21 protein-coding genes are annotated in these 24,478 nt (G+C 68.7%); 16 read left to right on the forward strand and 5 right to left on the reverse strand.

Features of this window, described 5'->3' with window-relative positions; translation table 11 throughout:
- Positions 1 to 177: 177 nt before the first annotated feature.
- Genes AC1RQG_RS14510 through AC1RQG_RS14520 form a run of 3 tightly spaced genes read left to right on the forward strand, consistent with a single transcriptional unit; the run spans position 178 to position 5,440 of the window.
- Positions 178 to 786 carry a TOL_0243 family YfiR-like periplasmic protein gene (locus tag AC1RQG_RS14510; protein WP_493132483.1) on the forward strand — a complete coding sequence of 203 codons (609 nt, stop codon included), beginning with the start codon at positions 178 to 180 and terminating at the stop codon, positions 784 to 786.
- Entirely contained in the window at positions 783 to 2,822 is a 2,040-nt protein-coding gene (locus AC1RQG_RS14515; protein ID WP_493132485.1) for a sensor histidine kinase, YfiR-like protein-associated, read from the forward strand. The genes AC1RQG_RS14510 and AC1RQG_RS14515 overlap by 4 nt, the downstream gene beginning before the upstream one ends.
- Entirely contained in the window at positions 2,819 to 5,440 is a 2,622-nt protein-coding gene (locus AC1RQG_RS14520; RefSeq protein WP_493132487.1) for an EAL domain-containing protein, read from the forward strand. Before AC1RQG_RS14515 ends, AC1RQG_RS14520 begins: the two co-directional genes overlap by 4 nt.
- 40 nt (positions 5,441 to 5,480) lie before the next feature.
- Here AC1RQG_RS14520 and thiL read toward each other — a convergent pair whose 3' ends face one another.
- Positions 5,481 to 6,446, reverse strand: coding sequence for a thiamine-phosphate kinase (gene thiL / locus AC1RQG_RS14525; RefSeq protein WP_493132489.1), 966 nt, complete (start codon positions 6,444 to 6,446; stop codon positions 5,481 to 5,483).
- A 193-nt stretch (positions 6,447 to 6,639) separates the two neighbouring features.
- Between thiL and AC1RQG_RS14530 the strand changes: the two genes are divergently transcribed.
- The 9 genes from AC1RQG_RS14530 to AC1RQG_RS14570 all read left to right on the forward strand — a co-directional run bounded on the left by AC1RQG_RS14530 (position 6,640) and on the right by AC1RQG_RS14570 (position 17,602).
- Positions 6,640 to 8,958, forward strand: coding sequence for an NADP-dependent malic enzyme (locus AC1RQG_RS14530; RefSeq protein ID WP_493132491.1), 2,319 nt, complete (start codon positions 6,640 to 6,642; stop codon positions 8,956 to 8,958).
- Between the two features lie 246 nt (positions 8,959 to 9,204).
- Positions 9,205 to 10,248 carry a GDP-mannose 4,6-dehydratase gene (gene gmd, locus AC1RQG_RS14535; protein WP_493132493.1) on the forward strand — a complete coding sequence of 348 codons (1,044 nt, stop codon included), beginning with the start codon at positions 9,205 to 9,207 and terminating at the stop codon, positions 10,246 to 10,248.
- A 33-nt stretch (positions 10,249 to 10,281) separates the two neighbouring features.
- Positions 10,282 to 11,202 (forward strand): NAD-dependent epimerase/dehydratase family protein, encoded by a 921-nt coding sequence (locus AC1RQG_RS14540; RefSeq protein WP_493132544.1) that lies wholly within the window; start codon positions 10,282 to 10,284, stop codon positions 11,200 to 11,202.
- Complete coding sequence (locus tag AC1RQG_RS14545) at positions 11,199 to 12,353, forward strand: glycosyltransferase family 4 protein (RefSeq protein WP_493132495.1); 1,155 nt, start codon at positions 11,199 to 11,201, stop codon at positions 12,351 to 12,353. Before AC1RQG_RS14540 ends, AC1RQG_RS14545 begins: the two co-directional genes overlap by 4 nt.
- Positions 12,354 to 12,374: 21 nt before the next feature.
- A complete protein-coding gene (locus tag AC1RQG_RS14550) occupies positions 12,375 to 13,496 on the forward strand; it encodes a glycosyltransferase family 4 protein (RefSeq protein ID WP_493132497.1) in 1,122 nt (373 codons plus the stop codon).
- Positions 13,497 to 13,803: 307 nt separating this feature from the next.
- Positions 13,804 to 14,631, forward strand: a complete 828-nt coding sequence (locus AC1RQG_RS14555) for a glycosyltransferase family 2 protein (protein WP_493132499.1) — start codon at positions 13,804 to 13,806, stop codon at positions 14,629 to 14,631.
- 48 nt (positions 14,632 to 14,679) lie between these two features.
- A complete protein-coding gene (locus tag AC1RQG_RS14560) occupies positions 14,680 to 15,129 on the forward strand; it encodes a GtrA family protein (protein WP_493132501.1) in 450 nt (149 codons plus the stop codon).
- A complete protein-coding gene (locus tag AC1RQG_RS14565) occupies positions 15,126 to 16,064 on the forward strand; it encodes a glycosyltransferase family 2 protein (protein WP_493132503.1) in 939 nt (312 codons plus the stop codon). Before AC1RQG_RS14560 ends, AC1RQG_RS14565 begins: the two co-directional genes overlap by 4 nt.
- Positions 16,061 to 17,602, forward strand: coding sequence for a hypothetical protein (locus AC1RQG_RS14570; RefSeq protein ID WP_493132505.1), 1,542 nt, complete (start codon positions 16,061 to 16,063; stop codon positions 17,600 to 17,602). Before AC1RQG_RS14565 ends, AC1RQG_RS14570 begins: the two co-directional genes overlap by 4 nt.
- On the opposite strand, the gene AC1RQG_RS14575 is transcribed toward AC1RQG_RS14570, so the two are convergent.
- Positions 17,599 to 18,129 (reverse strand): C-type lectin domain-containing protein, encoded by a 531-nt coding sequence (locus tag AC1RQG_RS14575; RefSeq protein ID WP_493132507.1) that lies wholly within the window; start codon positions 18,127 to 18,129, stop codon positions 17,599 to 17,601. The genes AC1RQG_RS14570 and AC1RQG_RS14575 overlap by 4 nt on opposite strands.
- Before the next feature lie 291 nt (positions 18,130 to 18,420).
- Between AC1RQG_RS14575 and AC1RQG_RS14580 the strand changes: the two genes are divergently transcribed.
- Together AC1RQG_RS14580 and AC1RQG_RS14585 are read left to right on the forward strand one after the other, a co-directional pair.
- Positions 18,421 to 18,813 (forward strand): PA2779 family protein, encoded by a 393-nt coding sequence (locus AC1RQG_RS14580; protein WP_493132509.1) that lies wholly within the window; start codon positions 18,421 to 18,423, stop codon positions 18,811 to 18,813.
- A complete protein-coding gene (locus AC1RQG_RS14585) occupies positions 18,813 to 19,775 on the forward strand; it encodes a PA2778 family cysteine peptidase (RefSeq protein ID WP_493132510.1) in 963 nt (320 codons plus the stop codon). The genes AC1RQG_RS14580 and AC1RQG_RS14585 overlap by 1 nt, the downstream gene beginning before the upstream one ends.
- Positions 19,776 to 19,850: 75 nt before the next feature.
- Here the strand turns inward: AC1RQG_RS14585 and AC1RQG_RS14590 are convergent, their stop codons facing one another.
- Positions 19,851 to 20,630: an EAL domain-containing protein gene (locus tag AC1RQG_RS14590; RefSeq protein WP_493132512.1), complete on the reverse strand. Its 780-nt coding sequence runs from the start codon at positions 20,628 to 20,630 to the stop codon at positions 19,851 to 19,853.
- Between the two features lie 211 nt (positions 20,631 to 20,841).
- Between AC1RQG_RS14590 and AC1RQG_RS14595 the strand changes: the two genes are divergently transcribed.
- A complete protein-coding gene (locus AC1RQG_RS14595; RefSeq protein WP_493132514.1) occupies positions 20,842 to 21,774 on the forward strand; it encodes a MerR family transcriptional regulator in 933 nt (310 codons plus the stop codon).
- Between the two features lie 70 nt (positions 21,775 to 21,844).
- Positions 21,845 to 23,485 carry a methyl-accepting chemotaxis protein gene (locus tag AC1RQG_RS14600; protein WP_493132516.1) on the forward strand — a complete coding sequence of 547 codons (1,641 nt, stop codon included), beginning with the start codon at positions 21,845 to 21,847 and terminating at the stop codon, positions 23,483 to 23,485.
- 111 nt (positions 23,486 to 23,596) lie between these two features.
- Here the strand turns inward: AC1RQG_RS14600 and AC1RQG_RS14605 are convergent, their stop codons facing one another.
- Together AC1RQG_RS14605 and AC1RQG_RS14610 are read right to left on the reverse strand one after the other, a co-directional pair.
- Positions 23,597 to 23,749, reverse strand: coding sequence for a hypothetical protein (locus tag AC1RQG_RS14605; protein ID WP_493132518.1), 153 nt, complete (start codon positions 23,747 to 23,749; stop codon positions 23,597 to 23,599).
- 19 nt (positions 23,750 to 23,768) lie between these two features.
- Positions 23,769 to 24,392 (reverse strand): TadE/TadG family type IV pilus assembly protein, encoded by a 624-nt coding sequence (locus AC1RQG_RS14610; RefSeq protein ID WP_493132520.1) that lies wholly within the window; start codon positions 24,390 to 24,392, stop codon positions 23,769 to 23,771.
- Positions 24,393 to 24,478: the final 86 nt, after the last annotated feature.

Raw genomic sequence — 24,478 nt, forward strand, 5'->3', positions numbered from 1 at the left:
CCCCAAATCCAATGAAAATGCGTACACTCGGAGACGCACCGCGCTCGCCCGCGCCCGTGGGCGCGCGCCGCGAGACTATTCATTTGCAAGCCGCGCGCGTCGCGCCGACCCGGCCGACGGCAGCCACCGCGCAGGTGGGCGGCGCGTCCATACCGCATCTCATCTGGCAACCCAGCTATGACGTCGTTGAACGGTTTCGACACTGGAACGACCCCGCCCGCGCGCGCCGGCGCGCCCGCGCGGCCGCGCCGGCGCCTGCTGCTGGCGGCCGCCGGCGCCGCGCTGTGCGCGCCGCGCGCCACGCTGGCGCAGGCGGGCGCGCTCGAGCGCGAAGTCAAGGCCGCCTACCTGTATAAATTCGCCAGTTTCGTCGAGTGGCCCGAGGGCAGCTTCGCCCGGCCCGACAGTCCGCTGCTGATCGGCGTGGCCGGCGCCGACGCGCTGGCCGACCGGCTGGAACGGATGGTGGCCGGCCGCAGCGCCGGCGGCCATCCGCTGCAAGTGCGGCGCGTGCACAAGGGCGAGCCACCGGCCGGCCTGCACATGCTGTTCGTGGGCGCCGTCGACAGGGCCCAGTTGCAGGACTGGCTGACGGCCTGCCAGAGCCAGGCCGTGCTGACCGTGTCCGACAGCGAGGAGGCGCACGCGCTGGGCAGCATCATCAACTTCGTCATCGCCGACGACAAGCTGCGCTTCGAGGTGGCGCTCAAGCAGGCGCTGGCCGCGCGCATCCGGATCAGCGCGCGCATGCTGTCGGCCGCCTACCGCGTGCAGGGGGCCATATGAGGCAGCCGCGCAACCTGCGCCAGAAACTGCTGGGGGTGGTGCTGCTGACCACGCTGGTGGCGCTGCTGGTGTCGGTGGGCACCATCATCGCCTACGATTTGCGCACCTACCACCGCAACCTGGTGGCCGACATGAACACCCAGTCCGAACTGATCGGCCACATGACGTCGGCCGCGCTGGCGTTCGACGATGCGCGGCTGGCCGCCGAGAACCTGGGCCTGCTGCGGCTGCGGTCCAGGATCAACGCGGCCGCGCTCTACAACGCGCGCGGCCAGCTGTTCGCCAGCTACGTGGCGCCGGGCCAGACGGGCGACTTCCCGCCCCGGGCGGCGGCGGCCGACCAGACCCGCTTCGCGCAGGGCAAGCTGATCCTGTTCAAGCGCATCGTCGACAACGGCGAGCTGCTGGGCACCGTCTACCTGCGCGCCGAGTACGAGATGGTGGGCCGCATCGCCGACTACCTGGTGATCGCGTTCGCCGTGACGGCGCTGGCGATGCTGATCGCCTGGCTCGTCATCGGCCGCCTCAACCACGTGATCACCCAGCCCATCCTCGACATCGCCGCCATCGCGCGCGAGGTGGTGGAGACGGGCGACTATTCGCGCCGGGCCCGCAAGCTGTCGGACGACGAGGTGGCGCAACTGGTGGACTCGTTCAACCGCATGCTGAGCGAGATCGAGGCGCGCACCCAGGCGCTCGAATCGTCCAACCACGCGCTGGCGCGCGAGGCCGGGCAGCGCACGCAGGCGCAGCAGGAGGTGATGCGGCTGAACGCGGAACTGGAACAGCGCGTGCACGAGCGCACCCTGCAGCTGGAGGCGGCCAACGGCGAGCTGGAACGGGCCATGGAGGAGGCGCGCAGCGCCAACCAGGCCAAGACGGCGTTCCTGTCGTCGATGAGCCACGAGCTGCGCACGCCGCTCAACGCCATCCTCGGCTTCGCCCAGATCCTGACCTCCGACAAGCTGCCGTCGACGCTGCCGCAGAAGAAGGAGTTCGCCAGCCACATCCTCAAGTCCGGGCGCCACCTGCTGACCCTGATCAACGAGATCCTGGACCTGGCCAAGATCGAATCGGGCGCCGTGGCGCTGTCGCTGGAGCCGGTCGCGCTCGACGACATCCTGCAGGAATGCCGCACCATGACGGAACCGCTGGCGGCCCAGCGCCACATCCGCCTGCTGTTCCCGGCCCATTGCCCCACCACCGTGCGGGCCGACCGCACGCGCCTCAAGCAGACCGTGCTCAACCTGCTGTCGAACGCCATCAAGTACAACCGCGACGGCGGCGCCGTGGTGGTCGATTGCAGCATGACGGCGTCCGGGCGGCTGCGCCTGTCGGTGCAGGACACGGGCCTGGGCTTGCGGCCCGAGCAGGTGGCGCTGCTGTTCCAGCCGTTCAACCGGCTGGGCCAGGAGGCCGGCGCCGAGGAGGGCACCGGCATCGGCCTGGTGGTGACCAAGCGCCTGGTGGAACTGATGGGCGGCGCCATCGGCGTGTCCAGCAGCGCCGGCGTGGGCAGCATGTTCTGGATCGAGCTGCCGGCCACGCAGCCGCTGGCGCCGCCGCAGGAGGACGCGGCGGCGCGCGCGCTGGCGGCCGCGCCGGCCGGCGCCGGCGGCGACGGCCAGGCCACGCTGCTGTACGTGGAGGACAACCCGGCCAACCTCAAGCTGGTCGAGGAGATCCTGCGCTACCGGCCCGACCTGCGGCTGCTGTCGGCGCCGGACGGCCACCTCGGCATCGAGCTGGCCCGGGCCCACGTGCCGGACCTGATCCTGATGGACATCAACCTGCCCTGCGTGAGCGGCTTCGACGCGCTGCAACTGCTGCGCGCCGACCCGGTCACGGCCCACATCCCGGTGATCGCGCTGACGGCCAACGCCATGCCGCGCGACGTGGAGAAGGGGCTGGCGATGGGCTTTTTCCGTTATCTGGTCAAACCCATCAACATCGACGAATTCACCGAGGCGATCAACGCCACGCTGGCCCACCTGGCCAGCCGGCGCGCCTCGGCCAAGGCGGCGGAGCGCACATGATCAGCCAAGACGACATCCTGCGGGCGAAAATCCTCATCGTGGACGACCAGCCGGTCAACATCCAGCTGCTCGAATTCCTGCTCGCGAGCAGCGGCTACCAGGCCGTCAGCGCCACCGGCGACCCGACCCAGGTGGCGCCCTGGCACGCCGAGCACCACTACGACCTGATCATCCTCGACCTGCACATGCCGCACATGAGCGGCTTCGAGGTGATGGAGGCGCTCAAGCCGCTGGAGACCGAGGCCTACCTGCCGGTGCTGGTGGTGACGGCCGAGCCGGACAAGAAGCTGGCCGCGCTCGAGGCCGGCGCGCGCGACTTCGTCAGCAAGCCGTTCGATCCGGTCGAGGTGCTGACCCGCATCCGCAACATGCTCGAGGTGCGCCTGCTGCACCGCGAGGCGCGCGACTACAACGTGCGCCTCGAGCAGACCGTGCGCGAGCGCACCGCCGAGCTGCAGCGCTTCCGCAGCGCCATGGACGCCACGGCCGACGCCATCTTCCTGCTCGACGCCCACAGCCTGGACCTGCTGGACGTGAACGACGGCGCCTGCCGCATGCTCGGCTACGAGCGCGACGCGCTGCTGGCGCAATCGCCGCAGCGGCTGGCGCTGGGCACGCCCGAGGCGCTGCGCGCGCAGGCCGCGCGGCTGGCCGGGCGGCTCGACGGCCAGGCCGGCGCCGCGGCCGGCGCGGCGGCGTCGCGCGCGCCGGAGCTGGCCGAGATCGAACTGGCGCGCCACGACCAGGCCAAGGTGCCGGCCGAGATCTACTGGCAGTTGCAGCCGGGCGCCGCGCCGGGCCAGGCGCCCGTGCTGCTGGGGGTGGCGCGCGACATCAGCGAGCGCCGCCAGGCGCAGGAACGCTTGCGCCACATGGCCCGTTACGACAGCCTGACCGGCCTGCCCAACCGCAGCCTGTTCTTCCAGACGCTGGCCGAGTCGATCGAGCTGGCGCAGGACAAGGAATGGCGCATCGTGGTGCTGTTCATCGCGCTCGACCGCTTCAAGAACATCAACGATTCGCTGGGCGCGGCGCTGGGCGACGAGCTGCTGCGCCAGTTCAGCAACCGGCTGGTCCAATGCGTGCGCATCCGCGACACGGTGGGCCGCCTCGGCGGCGACGAGTTCGGCCTGATCCTGACCATGACGCGCGACCAGCAGGACGCCGTCTACGTGGCCAACGAGGTGCGCGAGGCGCTGCGGGCGCCGTTCGAGCTGGGCGAGCACCATCCGACGCTGACGGCCAGCATCGGCATCGCCATGTACCCGGACGACGCCACCGACCCGGAAACCCTGGTCAACTACGCCGACACGGCCATGAGCCGGGCCAAGGAGGCCGGGCGCGACGGCTACCGCTTCTTCACGGCCGGCATGAACGTGCAGGTGCTGGCGCGGCTGGACCTGGAGATGGCGCTGCGGCGCGCGCTCGACAACGACGAGCTGGTGCTGTACTACCAGCCCAAGGTCAACCTGCACACGGGCGCGATCAGCGGCGCCGAGGCCCTGCTGCGCTGGCAGCGGCCCGGCTACGGCCTGGTGTTCCCGGCCGAGTTCGTGCCGGTGCTGGAGGACACGGGCCTGATCGTGCGGGTCGGCGCCTGGATCATCGACACGGCCTGCCGCCAGATCGCGGCCTGGGCCCGGAGCGGCGCCGGCGCCGTGCACGTGGCCGTGAACGTGTCGAGCCGCCAGTTCGTCGAGGGCGACCTGGAGCAGGAGGTGCGCACCGCGCTCGAACGCCACAAGGTGCCGCCCGAGCTGCTGGAGCTGGAATTGACGGAGACGGCGCTGATGTCGAACGCCGAGCGCACCATCGTCGTGCTGTCGAGCCTGCGCGAGCTCGGGGTGCAGGTGGCGATCGACGACTTCGGCACCGGCTATTCGAGCCTGGCCTATCTGCAGCGCTTCCCGATCGACAAGCTCAAGATCGACATCGCCTTCGTGCGCGACATCACCACCAACCCGAACGACGCGGCCATCGCGCTGGCCATCATCAGCATGGCCCACAGCCTCAAGCTGCGGGTGATCGCGGAAGGGGTGGAGACCCGGCCCCAGCTCGAATACCTGCGCCGCAACCGCTGCGACGAGATGCAGGGTTTCTTCTTCAGCCGCCCGCTGCCGGCCGCCGAGATGGGGGCGCTGGTGGAGGCGGGCAAGGGCTTGCCGCCCGAGGCGGGCGGGCACGACGCGCCGGCCCAGACGCTGCTGATCGTGGACGACGACGTCAACGTGCTGTCGTCGCTGCACCGGCTGTTCCGGCGCGACGGCTACCAGATCCTGACGGCCGTGTCGCCGGCCGAAGGCTTCGACCTGCTGGCGCTGCACCCGGTGCAGGTGATCGTGTGCGACCAGCGCATGCCGATCATGAGCGGCACGGAATTCCTCAGCAAGGTCAAGGAGATGTACCCGGACACGATACGCATCATCCTGTCCGGCTACACGGGGCTGGAGGCGGTGCTCGACTCGATCAACCGCGGCGCCATCTACCGCTTCTACACCAAGCCGTGGGACGACACCCAGCTGCGCGACAACATCCGGCTGGCGTTCCACCACTACTGGCTGATGCACGGCACCGGCCGCCGCGTGGGGCAGCCGGACGAGGACCATACGGCGTTGTGAGCAAATTCGTAATTGCCCCGGGGGAGCAACGACGGCTGCTTTAAGAGGTGAAGTGGTCGAAGCTCGACAGTTTGAGGTCGAGCGCCTGGCCGGCCGCGTCCACCAGCCGCAGGCCCGGTTCGGCCTCGATGCGCCCGACCCGCGTGACGGGCGTGGCCACGCTGCCGGCCGCCGCCAGCACGGCCGCGCGCGCGCTGGCCGGGGCCGTGAAGCACAGTTCGTAGTCGTCGCCGCCGGCGGCCGTGTAGGCGCGGCGCAGCGCCGTCTCGCGCGTGGCCAGCACGTCGCCGGCCGGCAGCGCGTCCACGTCCAGCGTGGCGCCCACGCGCGAGCGGGACAGGATGTGCCCGAGGTCGCCCACCAGGCCGTCGGAGATGTCGATCGCCGCGTGCGCCACGCGCTGTTGCGCCAGCAGCATGCCCAGCTCCACGCGCGGCGTGGGCGCGTGCATGCGCACGGCGGCCGCGCGCAGGCTGGCCTCGTCGAGCGCCACCTCGTTCAGGTAGCCGGCCAGCGCCAGGCGGGCGTCGCCCAGCGTGCCCGAGATCCAGATGTCGTCGCCAACCTTGGCCGCGTCGCGCCGCAGCGCGTGGCCCGGCTGCACCTCGCCGAACACCGTGATGCAGATGTTGAGCGGACCCTTGGTGGTGTCGCCGCCGATCAGTTCGCAGTCGTGGGCGTCGGCCAGCGCGAACAGGCCGCTGGAGAAACCGTGCAGCCAGTCGCGTTCGGCCGCCGGCAAGGCCAGCGCCAGCGTGCAGGCCACGGGCCGCGCGCCCATGGCCGCCAGGTCCGACAGGTTGACGGCCAGGCATTTGTGGCCCAGTTGCAACGGGTCGGCGCCGGCGAAGAAGTGGCGGCCCTCGACCAGCATGTCGGACGAGATGGCCAGCTGCATGCCGGGCGTGGGCGCGAGCAGCGCGCAGTCGTCGCCGATGCCCAGTGCGGCGCGGCCGGGCCGGTCGCGGTTGAAATACTGCTTGATCAGGTCGAATTCGGAGAGCATGGCGCTATTGTACCGAAGCGGGGACGCCGGCGGCGGCGGCGATTTTTACTTAATGATATGCAATTTCTGCTTGCAAACTGGCATTTACCCACAAAATGGTTATAACACTTGGTGAAAATACCTACTTAATTGAAAGAATGGGTCTGATAGAATCGGTAGCTTTCCGATCGAACATACAGGAAGGCAGTACAGCATGGATTCGTCATCTGATCAAAAAGAGGAACTTCGCCAACAACTGCGCCTTGCCGCGCTCGAGTATCACGAGATACCGCGCCCCGGCAAAATCAGCGTCACCCCCACCAAGCAACTGACCAACCAGCGCGACCTGGCGCTGGCCTATTCGCCCGGGGTGGCGGCGCCATGCGAAGAGATCGTTGTCGATCCGGCCAACGCCTACAAATACACGGCGCGCGGCAACCTGGTGGCCGTGATCACCAACGGCACCGCCGTGTTGGGCCTGGGTAACATCGGCCCGTTGGCCGCCAAGCCCGTGATGGAGGGCAAGGGCGTGCTGTTCAAGAAGTTCGCCGGCATCGACGTGTTCGACATCGAGATCAACGAGTCCGACCCCGACAAGCTGTGCGACATCATCGCCGCGCTGGAACCGACCTTCGGCGGCGTGAACCTGGAGGACATCAAGGCGCCCGAGTGCTTCTACATCGAGCGCCAGCTGCGCGACCGCATGAAGATCCCCGTGTTCCACGACGACCAGCACGGCACCGCCATCATCGTCGGCGCGGCCATCCTGAACGGCATCAAGGTCGTGGGCAAGAACATCAAGGATTGCAAACTGGTAGTGTCGGGCGCCGGCGCGGCCGCGCTGGCCTGCCTGGACCTGATCGTCGACCTCGGCTTCCCGCTCGAGAACATCTTCGTCACCGACCTGGCAGGCGTGGTCTACAAGGGCCGCACCGAGCTGATGGACCCGGACAAGGAACGCTTCGCGCGCGACACCGCGGCCCGCACGCTGGCCGAGGTGATCCCCGGCGCCGACATCTTCCTCGGCGTGTCGGCCGGCGGCGTGCTGAAGGCGGACATGGTGCGCCAGATGGCGGCCAAGCCGCTGATCCTGGCGCTGGCCAACCCGACCCCGGAGATCCTGCCGGAGGAAGTGAAGGCCGTGCGCGACGACGCCGTGATCTGCACCGGCCGTTCGGACTATCCGAACCAGGTCAACAACGTGCTGTGCTTCCCCTACATCTTCCGCGGCGCCCTCGATTGCGGCGCCACCACCATCACGCGCGAGATGGAGATCGCCGTGGTGCACGCGATCGCCGAGCTGGCCCACGCCGAGCAGAGCGACATCGTGGCCACCACCTACGGCATCAGCAACCTGTCGTTCGGTCCCGAATACCTGATCCCGATGCCGTTCGACCCGCGCCTGCTGATCCAGATCGCGCCGGCCGTGGCCAAGGCGGCCGAGCAGTCCGGCGTGGCCACGCGCCCGATCAAGGACCTGCAGGCCTACGCCGACAGCCTGCAGCAATTCGTCTACCGCAGCGGCACCTTCATGAAGCCGCTGTTCCAGGTGGCCAAGAACACGCACGCCGACCTCAAGCGCATCGTCTACGCCGAGGGCGAGGAGGAGCGCATCCTGCGCGCGGTGCAGGTGGTGGTCGACGAGCGCCTGGCGCGCCCGATCCTGGTGGGCCGTCCGGCCGTGCTCGAGTCGCGGATCCAGAAGTTCGGCCTGCGCATCAAGCAGGGCGTGCACTTCGACGTGATCAACCCCGATTTCGACGAGCGCTACCGCGATTACTGGAAGTCGTATTACGAGCTGACGGCGCGCAAGGGCGTGACCCAGGAATACGCGAAGCTGGAGATGCGCCGCCGCCACACGCTGATCGGCTCCATGATGATCGCCAAGGGCGACGCCGACGGCATGATCTGCGGCACCTTCGGCACCACCGACCTGCATCTGAAGTACATCGACCAGGTGCTGGGCAAGCGGGCCGGCGCCAAGGTGTACGCGGCCATGAACGTGCTGATCCTGCCCGAGCGCCAGCTGGTGATGGTCGACACCCACGTCAACGAGAACCCGAACGCCGAGCAGTTGGCCGCCATCACCATCATGGCCGCCGACGAGATGGTGCGCTTCGGCCTGTCGCCGCGGGCGGCGCTGCTGTCGCACTCGAACTTCGGCTCGTCCAACAGCGAATCGGCGCAGAAGATGCGGGCCGCGCTGGCCATGATCAAGGCACAGGCGCCCGACCTCGAAGTGGACGGCGAGATGCACGGCGACACGGCGCTCGACTCCAAGCTGCGCGCCAAGATCATGCCCGGCTCCAACCTCGACCATGACGCCAACCTGCTGGTCATGCCCAACATCGACGCCGCCAACATCGCCTACAACCTGGTCAAGACGGCGGCCGGCAACGGCATCGCCGTCGGCCCCATCCTGCTGGGCTGCGCCCGTCCGGTGCACATCCTCACGCCGTCGGCCACGGTGCGCCGCATCGTCAACATGACGGCCCTGTGCGTGGTGGACGCGGTGGCTGAACGTAAGAGCTGATCGGCCTCAGCCCCCTCCAAAACCGGGGTCAGGTCATGCCATCAGGCAAGCCGCTGAGCGGCTTGCCTGATGGCATGACCTGACCCCGGTGTTTATTTTGGCGTGAAAAATTGCTTTGTAACAAGGTGTAAGTGTTGTAATCGCCATAATTGGTGAGAAGTGCGCCATTGTCGCTCTGTTACAATACCGGGTTGTTCGAGGGCGTAGCACGTCCTTCCGCCATTCCCAGCATCGGATCTGAATATTATGCAAAACACGAAGAAAGCGCTCATCACGGGCATTACCGGCCAGGACGGCGCCTATCTGGCAGAATTGCTGCTGGAGAAGGGTTATGAAGTCACGGGCACCTATCGCCGCACCAGCTCCGTCAACTTCTGGCGCATCGAGGAACTGGGCATCGCCGCCCACCCCAATCTCAAGCTGGTCGAATATGACTTGACCGACCTCGGTTCCAGCATCCGCCTGCTGCAGAACGCGGCGCCGGACGAGGTGTACAACCTGGCCGCGCAAAGCTTCGTCGGCGTGTCGTTCGAGCAGCCGGTGACGACGGCCGAGATCACCGGCATCGGCCCCGTCAACCTGCTCGAGGCGATCCGCATCGTCAACCCCAAGATCCGCTTCTACCAGGCGTCGACCTCGGAGATGTTCGGCAAGGTGCAGGCCATCCCGCAGAAAGAGGACACGCCGTTCTACCCGCGCAGCCCGTATGGCGTGGCCAAGCTGTACGCGCACTGGATGACGATCAACTACCGCGAGTCGTACGGCATCTTCGGCAGCTCGGGCATCCTGTTCAACCACGAGTCGCCGCTGCGCGGCCGCGAATTCGTCACCCGCAAGATCACGGACGCGGTGGCCAAGATCAAGCTGGGCAAGCTCGACGTGCTGGAACTGGGCAACCTGGACGCCAAGCGCGACTGGGGCTACGCCAAGGAATACGTGGAAGGCATGTGGCGCATCCTGCAGGCCGACCAGCCGGGCACCTATGTGCTGGCCACCAACCGCACCGAGACCGTGCGCGATTTCGTCACCATGGCCTTCAAGGCGATCGACGTGGCCATCGAATGGCAGGGCACGGCCGACCACGAGACCGGCCACTGCAACCGCACCGGCAAGGTGCTGGTCAAGGTCAGCCCCAAATTCTACCGTCCGGCCGAGGTGGAGCTGCTGATCGGCGACCCGGCCAAGGCCGTCACGGAACTGGGCTGGAAGCCGCAGACCACGCTGGAGCAGCTGTGCCAGATGATGGTCGAGGCCGACCTGCGCCGCAACGCGGCCGGCTTCTCGTTCTAAGTCCGCGCCATGGCGACCGCACCGCTGGCCCTGATGGCCCCCGCGCAGGAGGGCGCCGGCAAGCGCGCCCTGGTCACCGGCCTGGCCGGCTTCACGGGGCGCTACCTGGAGCGCGAGCTGCGCGCGGCCGGCTATGAGGTGTTCGGCACCAGCACGCCGGGCCACCCGATTGCCCCCGGCGCCGCGTCGCACCTGTTCCCGGTCGACTTGACCGACCGCGCCGCCGTGGCGGCCATGGTGCAGCAGGTGCGCCCGGACGTGGTGGCGCACCTGGCCGGCATCGCCTTCGTCGGCCATGCCGACGTCGAGCAGTTCTACCGCGTCAACGTGGTCGGCACGCGCCACCTGCTCGAAGCGCTGGCGGGGCTCGACCACAAGCCGTCGGCCGTGCTGCTGGCGTCGAGCGCCAACATCTACGGCAACACCAGCGTGCCCGTCATCGACGAGAACGTGCCGGCCGCGCCGGCCAACGATTACGCCGTCAGCAAGCTGGCGATGGAATACATGGCCCGCCTGTGGCAGGACAAGCTGCCCTTAATTATCACCCGGCCGTTCAACTACACGGGCGTGGGCCAGCACGAGAACTTCCTGCTGCCCAAGATCGTCGGCCACTTCCGCCGCCGCGCCACCGACATCGAGCTGGGCAACCTGCATGTGTGGCGCGATTTCTCCGACGTGCGCATGGTGGCGGCCAGCTACCGCGCGCTGCTGGCGGCTGCCCCGGCCGGCCAGACCTTCAACATCTGCTCCGGCCGCGCCCATTCGCTGGGCGAGGCGCTCGACATGATGGCCGACATCGCCGGCTACCGCATCAACGTGCATGTCAACCCGGCCTTCGTGCGGGCCAACGAGGTGCAGCGGCTGACGGGCGACAACGCCCGCCTGGCCGCCGTGGTGGGCGCGCTGGCGCCGCCGCCGCTGGCCGACACGCTGCGCTGGATGTACGAGGCGTGAGCGCGCTGCGCATCGGCCTGTCCACCACCACGATGGAGCCCGAGCTGACGGGCGGCCGCCTGGATGGCATCGGCGTCTATACCCAGGCCTTGCTGGCCAACCTGCCGGCCGCCGGCTGCGTGGTGCAGCCGCTGTCGTTCGCGCCGCCGGGCGCGCCCGAGCGCCTGCGCGTGGGGCGGGCCTTGCCGCTGTCGTTCACGCTGGCCACCATCGGCGACCTGATCCTGCCGGCCGGCGCCCGGCTGGCCGTGCGCGACCTGGGGCCCGCCGGCCAGCCGCTGGACCTGTACCACGCCACCGACTACCGCATCGTGCGCATGGATTGCCCGGTGGTGGCCACGCTGCACGACGCGCTGCCGATCGCCCATCCGGAGTGGTGCAGCCCGCGCCTGCGCGGCCTGAAGAACTGGCTGCAGGCCAAGGCCGCCCGCAAGGCCGACCATGTGATCACCGGTTCGCAGTACTCGGTGCGCGAGCTGGTCGAGTGCTTCGGCGTGGACGAGCGCCGTATCAGCGTGGTGTACCACGGCGTCGACCCGGTCTGGTTCGACGCGCCCGATCCGGCCCTGGTGGCGGCCACGCTGGCGCGCCATGACCTGCAGCCCGGCTACTTCCTCACCGTCGGCACCCTGCAGCCGCGCAAGAACATCGAGCGGCTGCTGCAGGCCTACCTGGCGCTGCCGCCCGTGGTGCGCGCGGCGCGCCAGCTGGTCATCGTCGGCGCGCCGGGCTGGCGCAGCGAGGAACTGGTGCGCCGCATCGAGGCCGCGCGCCAGCAGGGCGAGAACGTGCGCTGGCTGTCGGCCGTGACCGAGCACGCGGAGCTGCGCCAGCTGTACGCGGGCAGCGGCGCCTTCGTGTTCCCTTCGCTGTACGAGGGCTTCGGCTTGCCGGTGCTGGAGGCGTTCGCCAGCGGGGTGCCGGTGGTGGCGTCGAACGCGACCTCGCTGCCGGAGGCGTGCCAGGGCGCGGCGCTGGAGGCGGACCCGCTGTCGGTGCCGGAATGGACGGCCGCCATGCACGCCATCGTGCGCGACGAGGCGACGCGGGCGCGCTGCATCGACGCCGGCCGGCGCCGCGCGCTGCAACTGACCTGGGCCGAGACGGCGCGCCGCACGGTGGCCGTCTACCAATCCATCCTTACTCAGTGACGCGCGAGCGTCCGATTCCCCATGCGCGTGCTTCATTTCTACAAGACCTATTACCCCGACACGTGGGGCGGCATCGAGCAGGTGATCCGCCAGCTGTGCGTGGGCACCGGCCGGCTGGGCGTGCGCAACGAGGTGCTGACGCTCACGCGCCAGCCCGAGCCGGCCGAACTGGCGTTCGAGGGCCACCTGGTGCACCGCGTGCCGCTCGACTTCGAGCTCGCCTCCACCGGCTTCTCGTTCGCGGCCATCCGCAAGCTGGCGCGGCTGGCGCGCCAGGCCGACGTGATCCATTACCACTTCCCCTGGCCGTTCATGGACCTGGCCCACTTCCTGGCCCGGATCGACAAGCCCAGCGTGGTGACCTACCACTCGGACATCGTGCGCCAGAAGAACCTGCTGCGCCTGTACACGCCGCTCAAGCAGCGCTTCCTGCGCAGCGTGGACGCCATCGTGGCCACCTCGCCCAACTATCTGGCCTCGTCGCCAGTGCTGAGCCGCTACCCGCACAAGACCCGCACCATCACCTACGGCCTGGACCAGGCCATCTATCCGCAGCCGTCGCAGGCCGTGCGCGACAAGTGGCGCGCCCTGTGCGGCGAGCGCTTCTTCCTGTTCGTCGGCGTGCTGCGCTACTACAAGGGCCTGCACATCCTGCTCGACGCCATGGCCAGCGTCGACTATCCGGTGGTGATCGTGGGCGCCGGCCCCATCGAGCAGGAACTGAAGGCCCACGCCGCGCGCCTGGGCCTGCACCACGTGCAGTTCGTGGGCGCGCTGGACGAGGAGGACAAGGTGGCGCTGCTGCAGCTGTGCTACGCGATGGTGTTCCCGTCCCACCTGCGTTCGGAGGCGTTCGGCATCTCGCTGCTGGAGGGCGCCATGTACGGCAAGCCCATGATCTCGAGCGAGATCGGCACCGGCACCACCTACATCAACATCGACCAGGACACGGGGCTGGTGGTGCCGCCCAACGATCCGCCCGCGTTCGGGGCCGCCATGCGCACCTTGTGGGAACAGCCGGAACTGGCCGCCGCCATGGGCCGGCGCGCCGCCGCGCGCTACCAGCAGCTGTTCACGGCCGAGCGCATGGCGGCCAACTACGCGGCCTTGTACCGCGACGTGGTGGCCGCGCGCGCGCGCTGACTTTCCGGCGCCGGCTTGATCTGGCGCAAACCACCGCGCCGGGCGGACGCTACCATGGCGCTGGACTCCCTGCCCCCGTTTCCGGTCCCTAAGCCCGGTCCACACGGTGATCGACGGTTTCATGCGACGCAACGACGGCGCGGGCGGCGGGAGTTCACCACGGCGCCGGCGTTTGCGCCGGCGGCCCCATGCGGGTTAATATGGCAGGGCGCGCCCGGGCATTCCCGCCGCCGGGCGCCCCACCGAAAGGGCGGCCCGCCGTGACGCATCCATCCCCGTTGGCAGCACCGCGCCGCGCCGCCCGGCCATGAGCGGCGCCCCCACCGTCTCCGTCTGCATTCCCACCTACCGGGGCGCGGCCCTGCTGGGCCAGGCCATCGATTCGGTGCTGGCGCAGCGCTACGCCGACTTCGAGCTGCTCATCATCGACAACCATTCCGGGGACGGCACCGACCAGCTGGTGGCCCGCTATGCCGACCCGCGCATCCGCTACCTGCGCAACGCGCGCAACCTGGGCGCCGAGGCCAACTGGAACCGCTGCCTGGACGAGGCGCGCGGGCGCTACGTCAAGCTGCTGCCGCACGACGACCTGATCGCGCCCGACTGCCTGGCGCGCCAGGTCGAGGTGCTCGAACGCGACCGGGCGCAGGCGATCGCGCTGGTCTATTGCGCGCGCACCGTGATCGACGCCGACGGGCGCGCCGTGATGGTGCGCGGCGGCGCGCGCCGCGGCGGCGTGGTGGCGGGGCCGGCGCTGGTGCGGCGCTGCCTGCGCCGCGGCACCAACCTGATCGGCGAACCGGGCGGCGTGCTGTTCCGGCGCCAGCTGGCGCGGACCGTGGGGCCGTTCGACGCCAGCCTGCCGTACGTGGTGGACCTCGACTACTGGTGCCGCCTGCTGCGCCACGGCGACGCCTACTGCCTGCCGCAGCCGCTGGCCTCGTTCCGCCTGTCGCGCGCGGCGTGGAGCGTGGCGCTGGGGCGGCGCCAGAGCGGCGACTTCCACCGCCTCATGGACCGGCTGGCGGCCGATCCGCGCTACGCGCTGGGCCCGGCCGGCGCGCTGGCCGGGCGCCTGATGGCGGGCGTGAACGGCTACCTGCGGCGCGCGTTCTACCGCCTGCTGCTCGCGTGAGGCGGACATGACGGGCCGCCCTTGCGCCGCGTGCGGAAAGTGGTCAACATGAGCGCGTGCTCGCCGGCGTGGCGCGCGGCGCGGGCGCTGTGGACGCGGCTGTGGCGGCGGCGCTGGTTCCGTTTCGGCCTGGCCGGCGCGCTCAACACGGCGTTCGGCTATGGCGCCTACGCGCTGCTGCTGGCGCTGGGCCTGCATTACGCGCTGGCCAACCTGGGCGCGCTGGCGCTGGGCGTGTGCTTCAGCTTCCGCACCCACGCCACGCTGGTGTTCGGCCATGCGCACGGGCGCGCGTTCGGCCCGCTGTTCGGCCGTTACGTGCTGGGCTGGCTGGTGCTGTACGCGGTCAACGTGGCGGCCATCGCCGTGCTGCTGCGGGCCGGGCTGGGGCCGTACGCGGCCGGCGCGCTGTGCGTGGCGCCGCTGGCCGTGCTGTCCTACCTGGTGCAGCGCCATTTCGTGTTTCGCCGTTCCGCCAACGCTATGGAGTCCCAATGAGCGTCACGCTTGCCATCGTCGTGCCCTGCTATAACGAACAGGAGATGCTGCCCGAGGCGGCCGGCCGCCTGCTGGCCCTGCTGGACCGGCTGTGCGCGGCCGGCCAGGCCGGCGCCGACAGCGCCGTGTATTTCGTCGACGACGGCAGCGCCGACCGCACCTGGGCCCTGATCGAGGCCGAGCGCGCGCGCGACGCGCGCGTGCATGGGGTCAAGCTGTCGCGCAACTGCGGCCACCAGCGCGCGCTGCTGGCCGGGCTGTCGGTGGCCAGGGGCGACGCCGTGGTGACCATCGACGCCGACCTGCAGGACGACCCCGAGGCCATGTGCGCCATGCTGGCCCACCACGCGCAGGGCTGCGACATCGTGTACGGCGTGCGGCGCGACCGCGGCAGCGACAGCGCGTTCAAGCGCGGCACGGCGCGCGCCTATTACCGGCTGCTGCGTCTGCTCGGGGTGGAGGTGGTGCACGACCACGCCGACTACCGCCTGATGAGCCGGCGCGCCGTCGACCACCTGCTCGAATACGCGGAGGTGAACCTGTACCTGCGCGGCATCCTGCCGCTGCTGGGCCTGCGCAGCGCCGTGGTCCATTACGACCGCGCCGCGCGCCACGCCGGCACCAGCAAGTATCCGCTGGCGCGCATGCTGGCGCTGGCCGCCGACGGCGTGACCTCGTTCAGCGTGGCTCCGCTGCGGGCCATCGCCCTGATGGGGCTGGTCGTGTTCGTGCTCAGCTTCGCCATGGTGGGCTGGGTCCTGTACGGCAAGCTGTTCCTCAACACCGAGATCCCCGGCTGGGCCTCGTCCGTCATCCCCATCTATTTCCTCGGCGGCACCCAGTTGCTGAGCATCGGCGTGCTGGGCGAGTACGTGGCCAAGATGTACCTGGAAACCAAGCGCCGGCCCCGCTATTTCATCGAAACCGTGCTGTGAGCGCCGCCGGCCAGTCCGCGCGCGCGCCGGCGCCGCCCGGCGCCGGTGGCGGGGCCGCCGCCTGGCCGCGGCCGGCGCTGGGGCTGGCCGCGCTGCTGGCCGTGGCGCTGGGGGTGCTGGCGCAATTCCGCCTGCCGATGAACCACGACGTGGCCTGGCTGCTGGCGCTGGCCGGCCGCGTGCTCGAAGGCGCACGCTTGTACGTCGACTACCCGGAGGTCAATCCGCCGCTGATCGTGTGGCTGAACCTGCCCGTCGCCTGGCTGGCGGGCGCGACCGGGCTGGCGCCGGCCACCGTGTTCCGGCTGGCGGTGGCGGGGCTGGCCGGCATCGCGCTCGGCGCCAGCGCCGCCCTGTGGCGCGGGCGGATCGCGTGCGGCGCCGGCGCCGGCGCGGCCATGCTGGCCGTGGCCGCCTATGCGCTGGTGGCGCTGCCCGGCTACGATTTCGGCCAGCGCGAACACCTGGCCTTGCTGCTGGCGCTGCCCTATCTGGCCGAGGCGGCGCGCCGGGCCGGGGGCGAGAGCGCCTCGCGCGGCGTCCGGCTCGCCGTGGCGGCCTGGGCCACGGTGGGGATCGCGCTCAAACCGCATTTCCTGCTGGTGCCGCTGCTGGTGGAGGCGGTGGTGCTGGCCCATGGCCGGCGCCGCGCCGGCGCCGGCGCCGGCATGGCGCTGATGGCCGCGCTGCTGGCGGCCTACGGCGTGGCCGTGCTGTGGCTGACGCCCGGCTACCTGCCCATGGTGCGCCTGTTCTCGCGCGCCTACTGGCATTACGGCACCGACAGCTGGTTCGATTTCCTGCGCGTGCCGCAGTGCCAGAACGCGCTGATCCTGGTGGCGTGCCACTGGGCGCTGCGGCCGGCCCCGCGCGCGCCGGGCCGGGTGCTGTCGGCCGCCGCGCTCGGTTTCGCGGTGGCGGCCATCGTGCAGCACAAGGGCTGGAGCTACCACTGGTATCCGGTGCTGGCGCTGGGCTGGTTGTTGTTCGCGCAGGCGGGCGCCGTGGCCGTGGCGCGGCGCGTCTGGCGCGGCCGGCCGCTGGCGCCGGTCATCGCCGCGGCGCTGGCGGTCGGGCTGGCCGGGTTGGCGCTGTTGATGGCGCCGCGCGACGGCCAGCGCGCCAACCCCTATCCGGCTTTGCTGGGGCCGGCCATCCACGCGCTCGGCGGCGGGCCGGTGCTGGTGCTGGCCAGTCCGCTGCGGGTCGCCTATCCGCTGGTGACGCAGCCGGGCATCGGCGCCACGGCCCGCTTCCCCAGCATGGGCCTGGTGGCCGCCGCCTGGCAGACGGGCGACGCGGCCGTCGGCGACTACCTGCGCCGCACGCTGGCGCAGGATGTGCGCGCGCGGCCGCCGCGCCTGATCATCGTCGAAACGGCGCCCTATGGTTTGCCGCCCGGCTTCGACTACCTCGCGTATTTCGGCCGCGAGCCGGCGCTGGCGCGGCTGTTCCAGCGCAGCCGCCAGGTGGCCGCGGTGGGCGAGTTCCGCATCCTGCAGGTGGCGCCGGCCGGCGCCGCCCTGGCGCCACCTTAGCCGGCGCGGCCCTTGCGGCGCGCCGTCCAGCCCAGCAGGGCCAGGCCGGCCGCCAGCATGGCGTAGCTTTCGGGCTCGGGCACGGCTTCCACCACGCCGAATTTGGGGCCGGCGTAGTCGCTGTTGTCGGACAGGTCGTTCCACTGGCCGTTGGTGTAGGTGTGGGCATATTGCTCGCCGCCCAAGTTGTTCGGCTCGCCGCCGGCCCAGTTGGTGTAGGTGACGGCGTCGCCGTTGGTCCAGGCGAAGTCGCCGGGGTTGGGGCCGGTGCGCTGGAAGCCCAGCCACAACGCGTGGCCGCTGCCGAAGGTGCTGATCAGGAAATCGTTCTCCGCCTGGCTGTTGACGGCCACCAGGTGGGCGCCCATGGACACGGCCGTCGCCTCGGCGTCGGTCCAGTTGCTGGCGTTCAGTTCGATGTAGTGGTGGCCGCCGAAATCGCCGGTCACGCCGCTCGCGGTGACGGCCTGGGCCGAAGCTGCGCCCAGCAGCAGGGTGGACAGGGCAAGCTGTTTCAGGATGGACATGGGGACTCCGTATCGGAAGGGGCAGACGGTCTGCGGGGATGAACTTTCGATAATAAATTGTCGATATTGCATCGTCAACGACAACCTGATCGGTGTGGCAAGTTTGCGTCACTATCAATCCGGACGGCAGGCGCCGGCGCCGCCGCGCGGATCGACACGGACCGGCCCGCTCCGTACAATGGGATGACCGGCGCCGCGCCGGTGTCGCAACGTGCTCCCGCAATACCATTCGTGCGCCATGGAAATATGCTTTCCGTTACGCTTGATCATTTGCCAAATAAGGAGAACAACATGCCCCATCCCTTCAAGAAGCTGTGCGTCCATGCCGCATTGATCGCCTTTGTCAGCGTGGGCATCGCCCAGCCGGCCCAGGCCGCCCTGGTGGGCACCGCGCAAGTGGTGGCCGCCGCCAACGCCGAGCAGGCGCGCGCCAGCGTGGCGGCCGCCCTCAACCGCGCCGACGTGCAGGCCGAGTTGCAGCGTTACCACATCGACCCGGCCGACGCCCAGGCCCGCATCGCCGCCATGAGCGACGCCGAGGTCGCGTCGGTGGCGCACCAGATCGACAGCCTGCCGGCCGGCGGCGACGGCATCGTGGGCGCGCTGGTGTTCATCTTCGTGCTGTTGCTGGTGACCGACATCCTGGGCCTGACCAAGGTGTTCCCGTTCACCCGCCACCGTTGATGGCGGCACCCGGGGCGGGCCGGGCCCGCCTGCTGCCGGCCCTGCTGCTGTCGGCCCTGTTGCTGGGCGGCTGCGCCACGCAGACGGCGGCCCTGCGCGCGGCCGCGCCGCCGGGCTTGGCGCCGCGGCTGGAACTGGCGGCCATGCCCTTCTTCGCCCAGGAACGCTACCAGTGCGGCCCGGCCGCGCTGGCCATGGCGCTGGGCGCGGCCGGAGTCGCCGTCCAGCCAGACGCGCTGGTGTCCCAGGTCTACCTGCCCGCGCGCGAAGGCAGCCTGCAGGTGGAGATGCTGGCCGCCGCGCGCCGCAACGGCGCGCTCGGCGTGACCATCGCGCCGCGCCTGGATGCGCTGCTGGCCGAATTGCAGGCCGGCCATCCGGTGCTGGTGCTGCAAAACCTGAGCCTGCCGATCTTCCCCCGCTGGCACTACGCCGTCGTGACCGGCTACGACCTGGCGCAGGGCGACATCGTGCTCAATTCCGGCACCACCGAACACATGGTGATGGCCATGTCGACCTTCGAGCACACGTGGGCGCGCAGCGGCTACTGGGCCATGGTGGCGCTGGCGCCGGGGCGCTTGCCCGAGACCAGCGACAAGCAAGTTGTGCTCGACGCGCTGGTGGCCTGGGAACGCAACGGCAAGCCCGACGCCGTGCGGCAAAGCTACGCGGCCGCCGACCGCCGCTGGCCGGGCGAGCTGGGCTTCCAGCTGGGGCTGGGCAACACGGCCTACGCGGCGGGCGACCGGGCCGGCGCGGCCGACGCGTTCCGTCGCGCCACGCAAGCCCATCCGGACAGCGCGCCGGCCTTCAACAACCTGGCGTTCGTGCTGAGCGAGCTGGGCGACTACGGCGCGGCCCGCGCGGCGGCCGGGCGCGCGCTGGCGCTCGGCGGCCCGTGGCGCGCCGAGGCGCAGACCACGCTGGAGGCGATCGAACGCGCCGAGCGCGGACGGCGCTAGCGGCGGCGCGCGGCACGCGCCGGCCGGGCGCGGGTGGCGGGCCGCTCCGGTGTGCCTGGCGCCGGGCCGGCGACCTTAATCCCAGGCCTGCGGATCGATGACGCCGATCGCCCGGAACGCCGGCTTGCAAAACAAATATCCTTGCATTAACTCGATGCCGGCATCGCGCAGGAAGTCGCGCTCAGCCATTGTCTCGATGCCCTCGGCCAGCACGCGCACGTCCAACGCGGCGCAGATGGCCACGATGCCATTGACGATCGCCTGCTTGGGCTTGCTCGTATCGATGTCGCGCACCAACTCCATGTCGATTTTGATAATGTCCGGCTGATACTCGGCAAGCAGGTTCAGGCCAGCGTAGCCGGCGCCGAAGTCGTCGATGGCATTGCGGAAACCGAAGCGGCTGTATTCGCGGAAGATGTTGACCAGGTGCGGCCTGTCCTGCACCCGTTCACCTTCCGTCACTTCGAAGATGATGCGTTCGATCGGAAATTGGTAGCGTTGCGCCGCTTCGAAGGTGCTGCGAATACAGGCCGCCGGCTGATAGACCGCGTTCGGCAAGAAATTGATCGACAACAGCTCCTTGATGCCCAGTTCCGCCGCGCCCCGGATGGCTTGCACACGGCACGCCTGGTCGAACACATAGCGATTGGCGTCCGTCACCCGGGACAGGACGGAAAAGGCGGACTCGCCATTGGGCCCCCGTACCAGGGCTTCGTGCGCATAGATGGCGCGGGCGCGCAGATCGACGATCGGTTGATAGGCGAACGCAATGTCAAACCCCAGCGGTTGCTCATCCTTGCATCGCTGACAGCCCGCGGAGGCCGTGTTGTTTTGCGCAAGGCTAGTCGAATTCATCAGAGACCCATGTTGTCCAAAGTGAGGGGGGAACGGCACTCCGTCCGCGCCCGGTGGCGCGACGTCGGCTGGCGCCGTGCTTGAGTAAGACATGGTACTCCCATCCGCACCGCCTATTTGCATCAGGACGTGCGTTGCGCAACAAATTGTTGCCGTCCGGAACAAAATGGACGATAATTTGTCTAAGACATTTCGATGAATTGGAAACAAAATGCAGGAACTTCTTGCAATTGCTGCAATTTCTGCGGCGACCGGCATCTCCAAGGAGGTGTTGCGCAAATGGGAGGAGCGCTATGGCTTCCCCGTGCCCGAGCGCGACCCCGGCGGCCACCGGACGTACGCGGCGCATCAGACTGCGCGGCTCAAGTTGATTAAGCGCTTGATTGACGATGGTCTGCGTCCCGCCCAGGTGGTGCCGCTGGACGAAGCGGCGTTGCAATCGTTGCTGTCGGCCCGGACCGACAACGCTGCCGCGTCGCATGGCGATGCGCGGCTGGTGTCGGAACTGATGTCCATCCTGCGCTCCCGTGACAATGCCGCCCTGCATGCAAAGCTCCAGCACGCGATCAGGCAACTGGGGCCGGAGAAATTTGTGCTGGACGTGATGTGCGCGCTCAACGTGGAGGTGGGGAACGCCTGGGCAAGCGGCGCGATTGGCGTGCGCGACGAGCATTTGTATGTGGAGGTGATACAGAACTTGGTGCGCGAGGAAATATCGCTCGCCACCAAGCCCCATGGCCGGCCGCGCATCCTTATCACGACGCCATCCGGTGAATTGCATACGCTCGGCATCCTGATGGTGAACGCGCTCGCGGCGCTGCGCGGCGCGTGCTGTATCTCGCTCGGCGCCCAGACGCCGGTGGAGGAGATTCCCCAGGCGATCGGCGACTACCAGGCCGATATTGTCTGCGTTTCGTTTAGCGCGGCCTTTCCCAAACGACAAATCCTGCCGCTGTTGATGACGCTGCGCGGCACGGTCCCGCACGAGGTGGAGATTTGGACGGGCGGGGCGGGGGTGGTCGGACTGGCGCGCTCCCCCAGGGGCGTCAACGTCATGCGCACGCTGCCGGACATGATGGACGCGCTGGACAAGTATCGGCAGGCCCGCAGCTTGCTGGGCAGTCCACTGCCGGGCGCGCAATGAACCGATCAAGACGAATGCGGATCTTCGCTGACCAGTCTTCAACATCACCGAACACCATTGGACCTTAATCATGAAAAATATGACTGTACGAGCAAAACTTGCGGTGACCTTCGGCGGCTTGGCTTGCATCGTCCTGGTCGTCGCAGGCATGTCCATCGAGATGCTGTATGCGGCGAACGCCCGCTTCGAGAATTATGTCGGCGGTATCAATGCGCGGGCGGCCATGGCGGCCCGGGTCCGGGCCGCGATTGATCAGCGGGCGATTTCGGCGCGCAACCTGGTGCTGGTCACACGCGAAGCCGACCGGGAGCTGGAACGGCGGACCGTCGCCAAAGCCCATCAGGACGCCACGGAAAACCTGGCCAAGCTGACGGCGCTGGCCAACGCCGACGACGTGCCTGAGCAAGTGCGCGCGATGATTGCTGAGATCGCAAAGATCGAACGGGCATACGCGCCGGTGGCGCTCGGCATCGTGGACCTGGCCCTGAAGGGCGAACACGAGGCGGCGACCAGCAAACTCAACGACGAGTGTCGTCCGCTGCTGGTTTCACTCATCAAGGCAACCGATGCTTACGCTGAATTCACGGCGTCGAGGGAGCAAGGCCAGATCCAGGCCGCCCGGGGGCAATATGTGGTGCAAAGGAATGCGCTGGTCATGGCGGGGGCGGTCGCGCTGCTGATGGCCGTGCTGGCCGGCTATCTGATCACGCGCAGTTTGTGGCGCGAGCTCGGCGCGGAGCCGGCCGAGTTGCGCCGCATCGTGAGCAAGGTCGCCGCTGGCGATCTGATGACGAATTTCGCGGCGGGACGCGGCATTGACGACAGTGTGCTCGCCATGGTTCAGCGTATGCAGGCGTCGCTGGCGCGACTCGTTCTCAGCGTGCGGGAAAACGCCGAAAGCGTGTCGAGCGCGTCGGAGCAGATCTCCGTCAGCAACCACGACCTCTCGACACGCACGGAGCGTCAGGCCGGTGCCCTGGTCGCGACCGCATCGTCCATGGAGGAGTTCAGCTCAACGGTTCAGCAAAATGCCGAGAATGCGCGTCAAGCCGATCAGTTGGCCCGGAGCGCCAGCGCCGTGGCGGAACATGGCGGGGCGGTCGTCGACAAGGTCGTCCAGACCATGAACGCGATCAACGACAGCTCGCGCCGCATCGCCGAAATCATCGGCGTGATCGATGGCATTGCCTTTCAGACCAACATTCTGGCGCTCAACGCGGCGGTGGAGGCGGCGCGCGCCGGCGAGCAGGGGCGTGGTTTCGCGGTGGTGGCGAGCGAGGTGCGCAGCCTGGCGGGGCGCAGTGCCGAGGCCGCAAGGGAGATCAAGTCCCTGATTTCAAGCAGCGTCGAACGCGTTGAGCAAGGGGCCACGCTTGCCGACGACGCGGGCAAGACCATGACCGATATTGTGTCGCGTATCCGGCAGGTGGCTGCCGTCATCGGGGAGATATCGACGGCCAGCCAGGAGCAAAGTCTTGGCGTCGTGCAAGTTGGCGAGTCGGTCAGCCATATGGATCAATCGACCAAGCAGAACGCGGCCATGGTGGGCGAGATGGCGGCCGCGACGTCCGAAATGTTTGAAAAATCGCAGCAGTTGATGCAAGCCGTCTCGGTGTTCAATCTTGCCCGCAACGAGCATCGTGCCCGCAAGGCGACAGGCAACAAGCAACCCGCGTCCCCAGGAGGCGTGCGGGTTCTTGAGATGACTTGATACCTGTTCCGGGTGCTCGGACCCTGGGCCATCGCGTCCGCTGTCTTGCCGGCGTGCAGCGCCGCTATGGCAGACAGATAGCCGGTATTGCTTTCCCATCGGGACAAGGTGCTAGCGAATGCGGAAATTCCCGTCGCAAGTGTTGATGGTGGCCAGCAAGTACAGATTAGGACGCTGGGCCTTGAAGGTGAGGCGTTCCTGGCCGTCCCGCCGCCCGACGATCCTGTCTTGAATCGCCGGCGGCAGGTCGCCAAGGTCGACCATCTTTCAGCCTTGACTAGTGTCACGGACACGATGCCATCCCGGGCCGATAACCCAATGTCTGTGCGCGTACGACGGTCGTGGCCGCGGGAAGACCGAAGCTAAACGAATACAGGGCGGTCAGCGACTGGTATGGCACGGGATCGCAAGTCCCCTCGTCGCCCCCTGTGGAACAGATGCGTACCCGAACGAACCGAACGCAATTGGCACCGTTTGGATCGGCTCTGCAATTGATGCGGTTGCGGGTGGGGCAGGCGGGCAAAAGGGCTGTCGGGATCACTTGGAGTGTCTCCGTACCGTCGCTGCTGCGTGCAAGCGAAAAATAGTCTATGCGCACGTTCTGATCGGTCACTGGAGCACCCCAGGAAAGTGTTCCTGCACTTGTGCGGAAGATCGCGTTTTGGCGGGCCATGTCCTTTGCCGCTTCGTCTGCCGCATCCGTATTCGCGGCTGCAATCGCAGCTCGCCGGCTCACCACCAGCAGGGTGTTCCACATGTAGATGGCGCGAGCCAGATCAATCATGAAGAACAGCAGGGTAAAGAACAGGAGGGACACCAACGCGAATTCGACCGCCGCGACGCCTGCCTGACGTGGAATCCGGCGCAACCGGGGGCGCCACACTTGGGACAATTCAGTTTCCAACATAGCGCATAGTGAATCGCCACGAGTTTGCTAGACACTCGCGAGCCGTTGGAAGTACCGCTTTTCATATTCGACCGGCGACAAGTCAT

It is taken from the genome of Rugamonas sp. GW822-FHT03B10 (genome assembly GCF_058801745.1).

Coding starts and splice junctions, on each gene's coding strand:
- AC1RQG_RS14510 (WP_493132483.1), top strand. CDS start 178: ATGACGTCGTTGAACGGTTTCGACACTGGAACGACCCCGCCCGCGCGC.
- AC1RQG_RS14515 (WP_493132485.1), top strand. CDS start 783: ATGAGGCAGCCGCGCAACCTGCGCCAGAAACTGCTGGGGGTGGTGCTG.
- AC1RQG_RS14520 (WP_493132487.1), top strand. CDS start 2,819: ATGATCAGCCAAGACGACATCCTGCGGGCGAAAATCCTCATCGTGGAC.
- thiL (WP_493132489.1), bottom strand. CDS start 6,446: ATGCTCTCCGAATTCGACCTGATCAAGCAGTATTTCAACCGCGACCGG.
- AC1RQG_RS14530 (WP_493132491.1), top strand. CDS start 6,640: ATGGATTCGTCATCTGATCAAAAAGAGGAACTTCGCCAACAACTGCGC.
- gmd (WP_493132493.1), top strand. CDS start 9,205: ATGCAAAACACGAAGAAAGCGCTCATCACGGGCATTACCGGCCAGGAC.
- AC1RQG_RS14540 (WP_493132544.1), top strand. CDS start 10,282: ATGGCCCCCGCGCAGGAGGGCGCCGGCAAGCGCGCCCTGGTCACCGGC.
- AC1RQG_RS14550 (WP_493132497.1), top strand. CDS start 12,375: ATGCGCGTGCTTCATTTCTACAAGACCTATTACCCCGACACGTGGGGC.
- AC1RQG_RS14555 (WP_493132499.1), top strand. CDS start 13,804: ATGAGCGGCGCCCCCACCGTCTCCGTCTGCATTCCCACCTACCGGGGC.
- AC1RQG_RS14560 (WP_493132501.1), top strand. CDS start 14,680: ATGAGCGCGTGCTCGCCGGCGTGGCGCGCGGCGCGGGCGCTGTGGACG.
- AC1RQG_RS14565 (WP_493132503.1), top strand. CDS start 15,126: ATGAGCGTCACGCTTGCCATCGTCGTGCCCTGCTATAACGAACAGGAG.
- AC1RQG_RS14575 (WP_493132507.1), bottom strand. CDS start 18,129: ATGTCCATCCTGAAACAGCTTGCCCTGTCCACCCTGCTGCTGGGCGCA.
- AC1RQG_RS14580 (WP_493132509.1), top strand. CDS start 18,421: ATGCCCCATCCCTTCAAGAAGCTGTGCGTCCATGCCGCATTGATCGCC.
- AC1RQG_RS14585 (WP_493132510.1), top strand. CDS start 18,813: ATGGCGGCACCCGGGGCGGGCCGGGCCCGCCTGCTGCCGGCCCTGCTG.
- AC1RQG_RS14590 (WP_493132512.1), bottom strand. CDS start 20,630: ATGAATTCGACTAGCCTTGCGCAAAACAACACGGCCTCCGCGGGCTGT.
- AC1RQG_RS14595 (WP_493132514.1), top strand. CDS start 20,842: ATGCAGGAACTTCTTGCAATTGCTGCAATTTCTGCGGCGACCGGCATC.
- AC1RQG_RS14600 (WP_493132516.1), top strand. CDS start 21,845: ATGAAAAATATGACTGTACGAGCAAAACTTGCGGTGACCTTCGGCGGC.
- AC1RQG_RS14605 (WP_493132518.1), bottom strand. CDS start 23,749: ATGGTCGACCTTGGCGACCTGCCGCCGGCGATTCAAGACAGGATCGTC.
- AC1RQG_RS14610 (WP_493132520.1), bottom strand. CDS start 24,392: ATGTTGGAAACTGAATTGTCCCAAGTGTGGCGCCCCCGGTTGCGCCGG.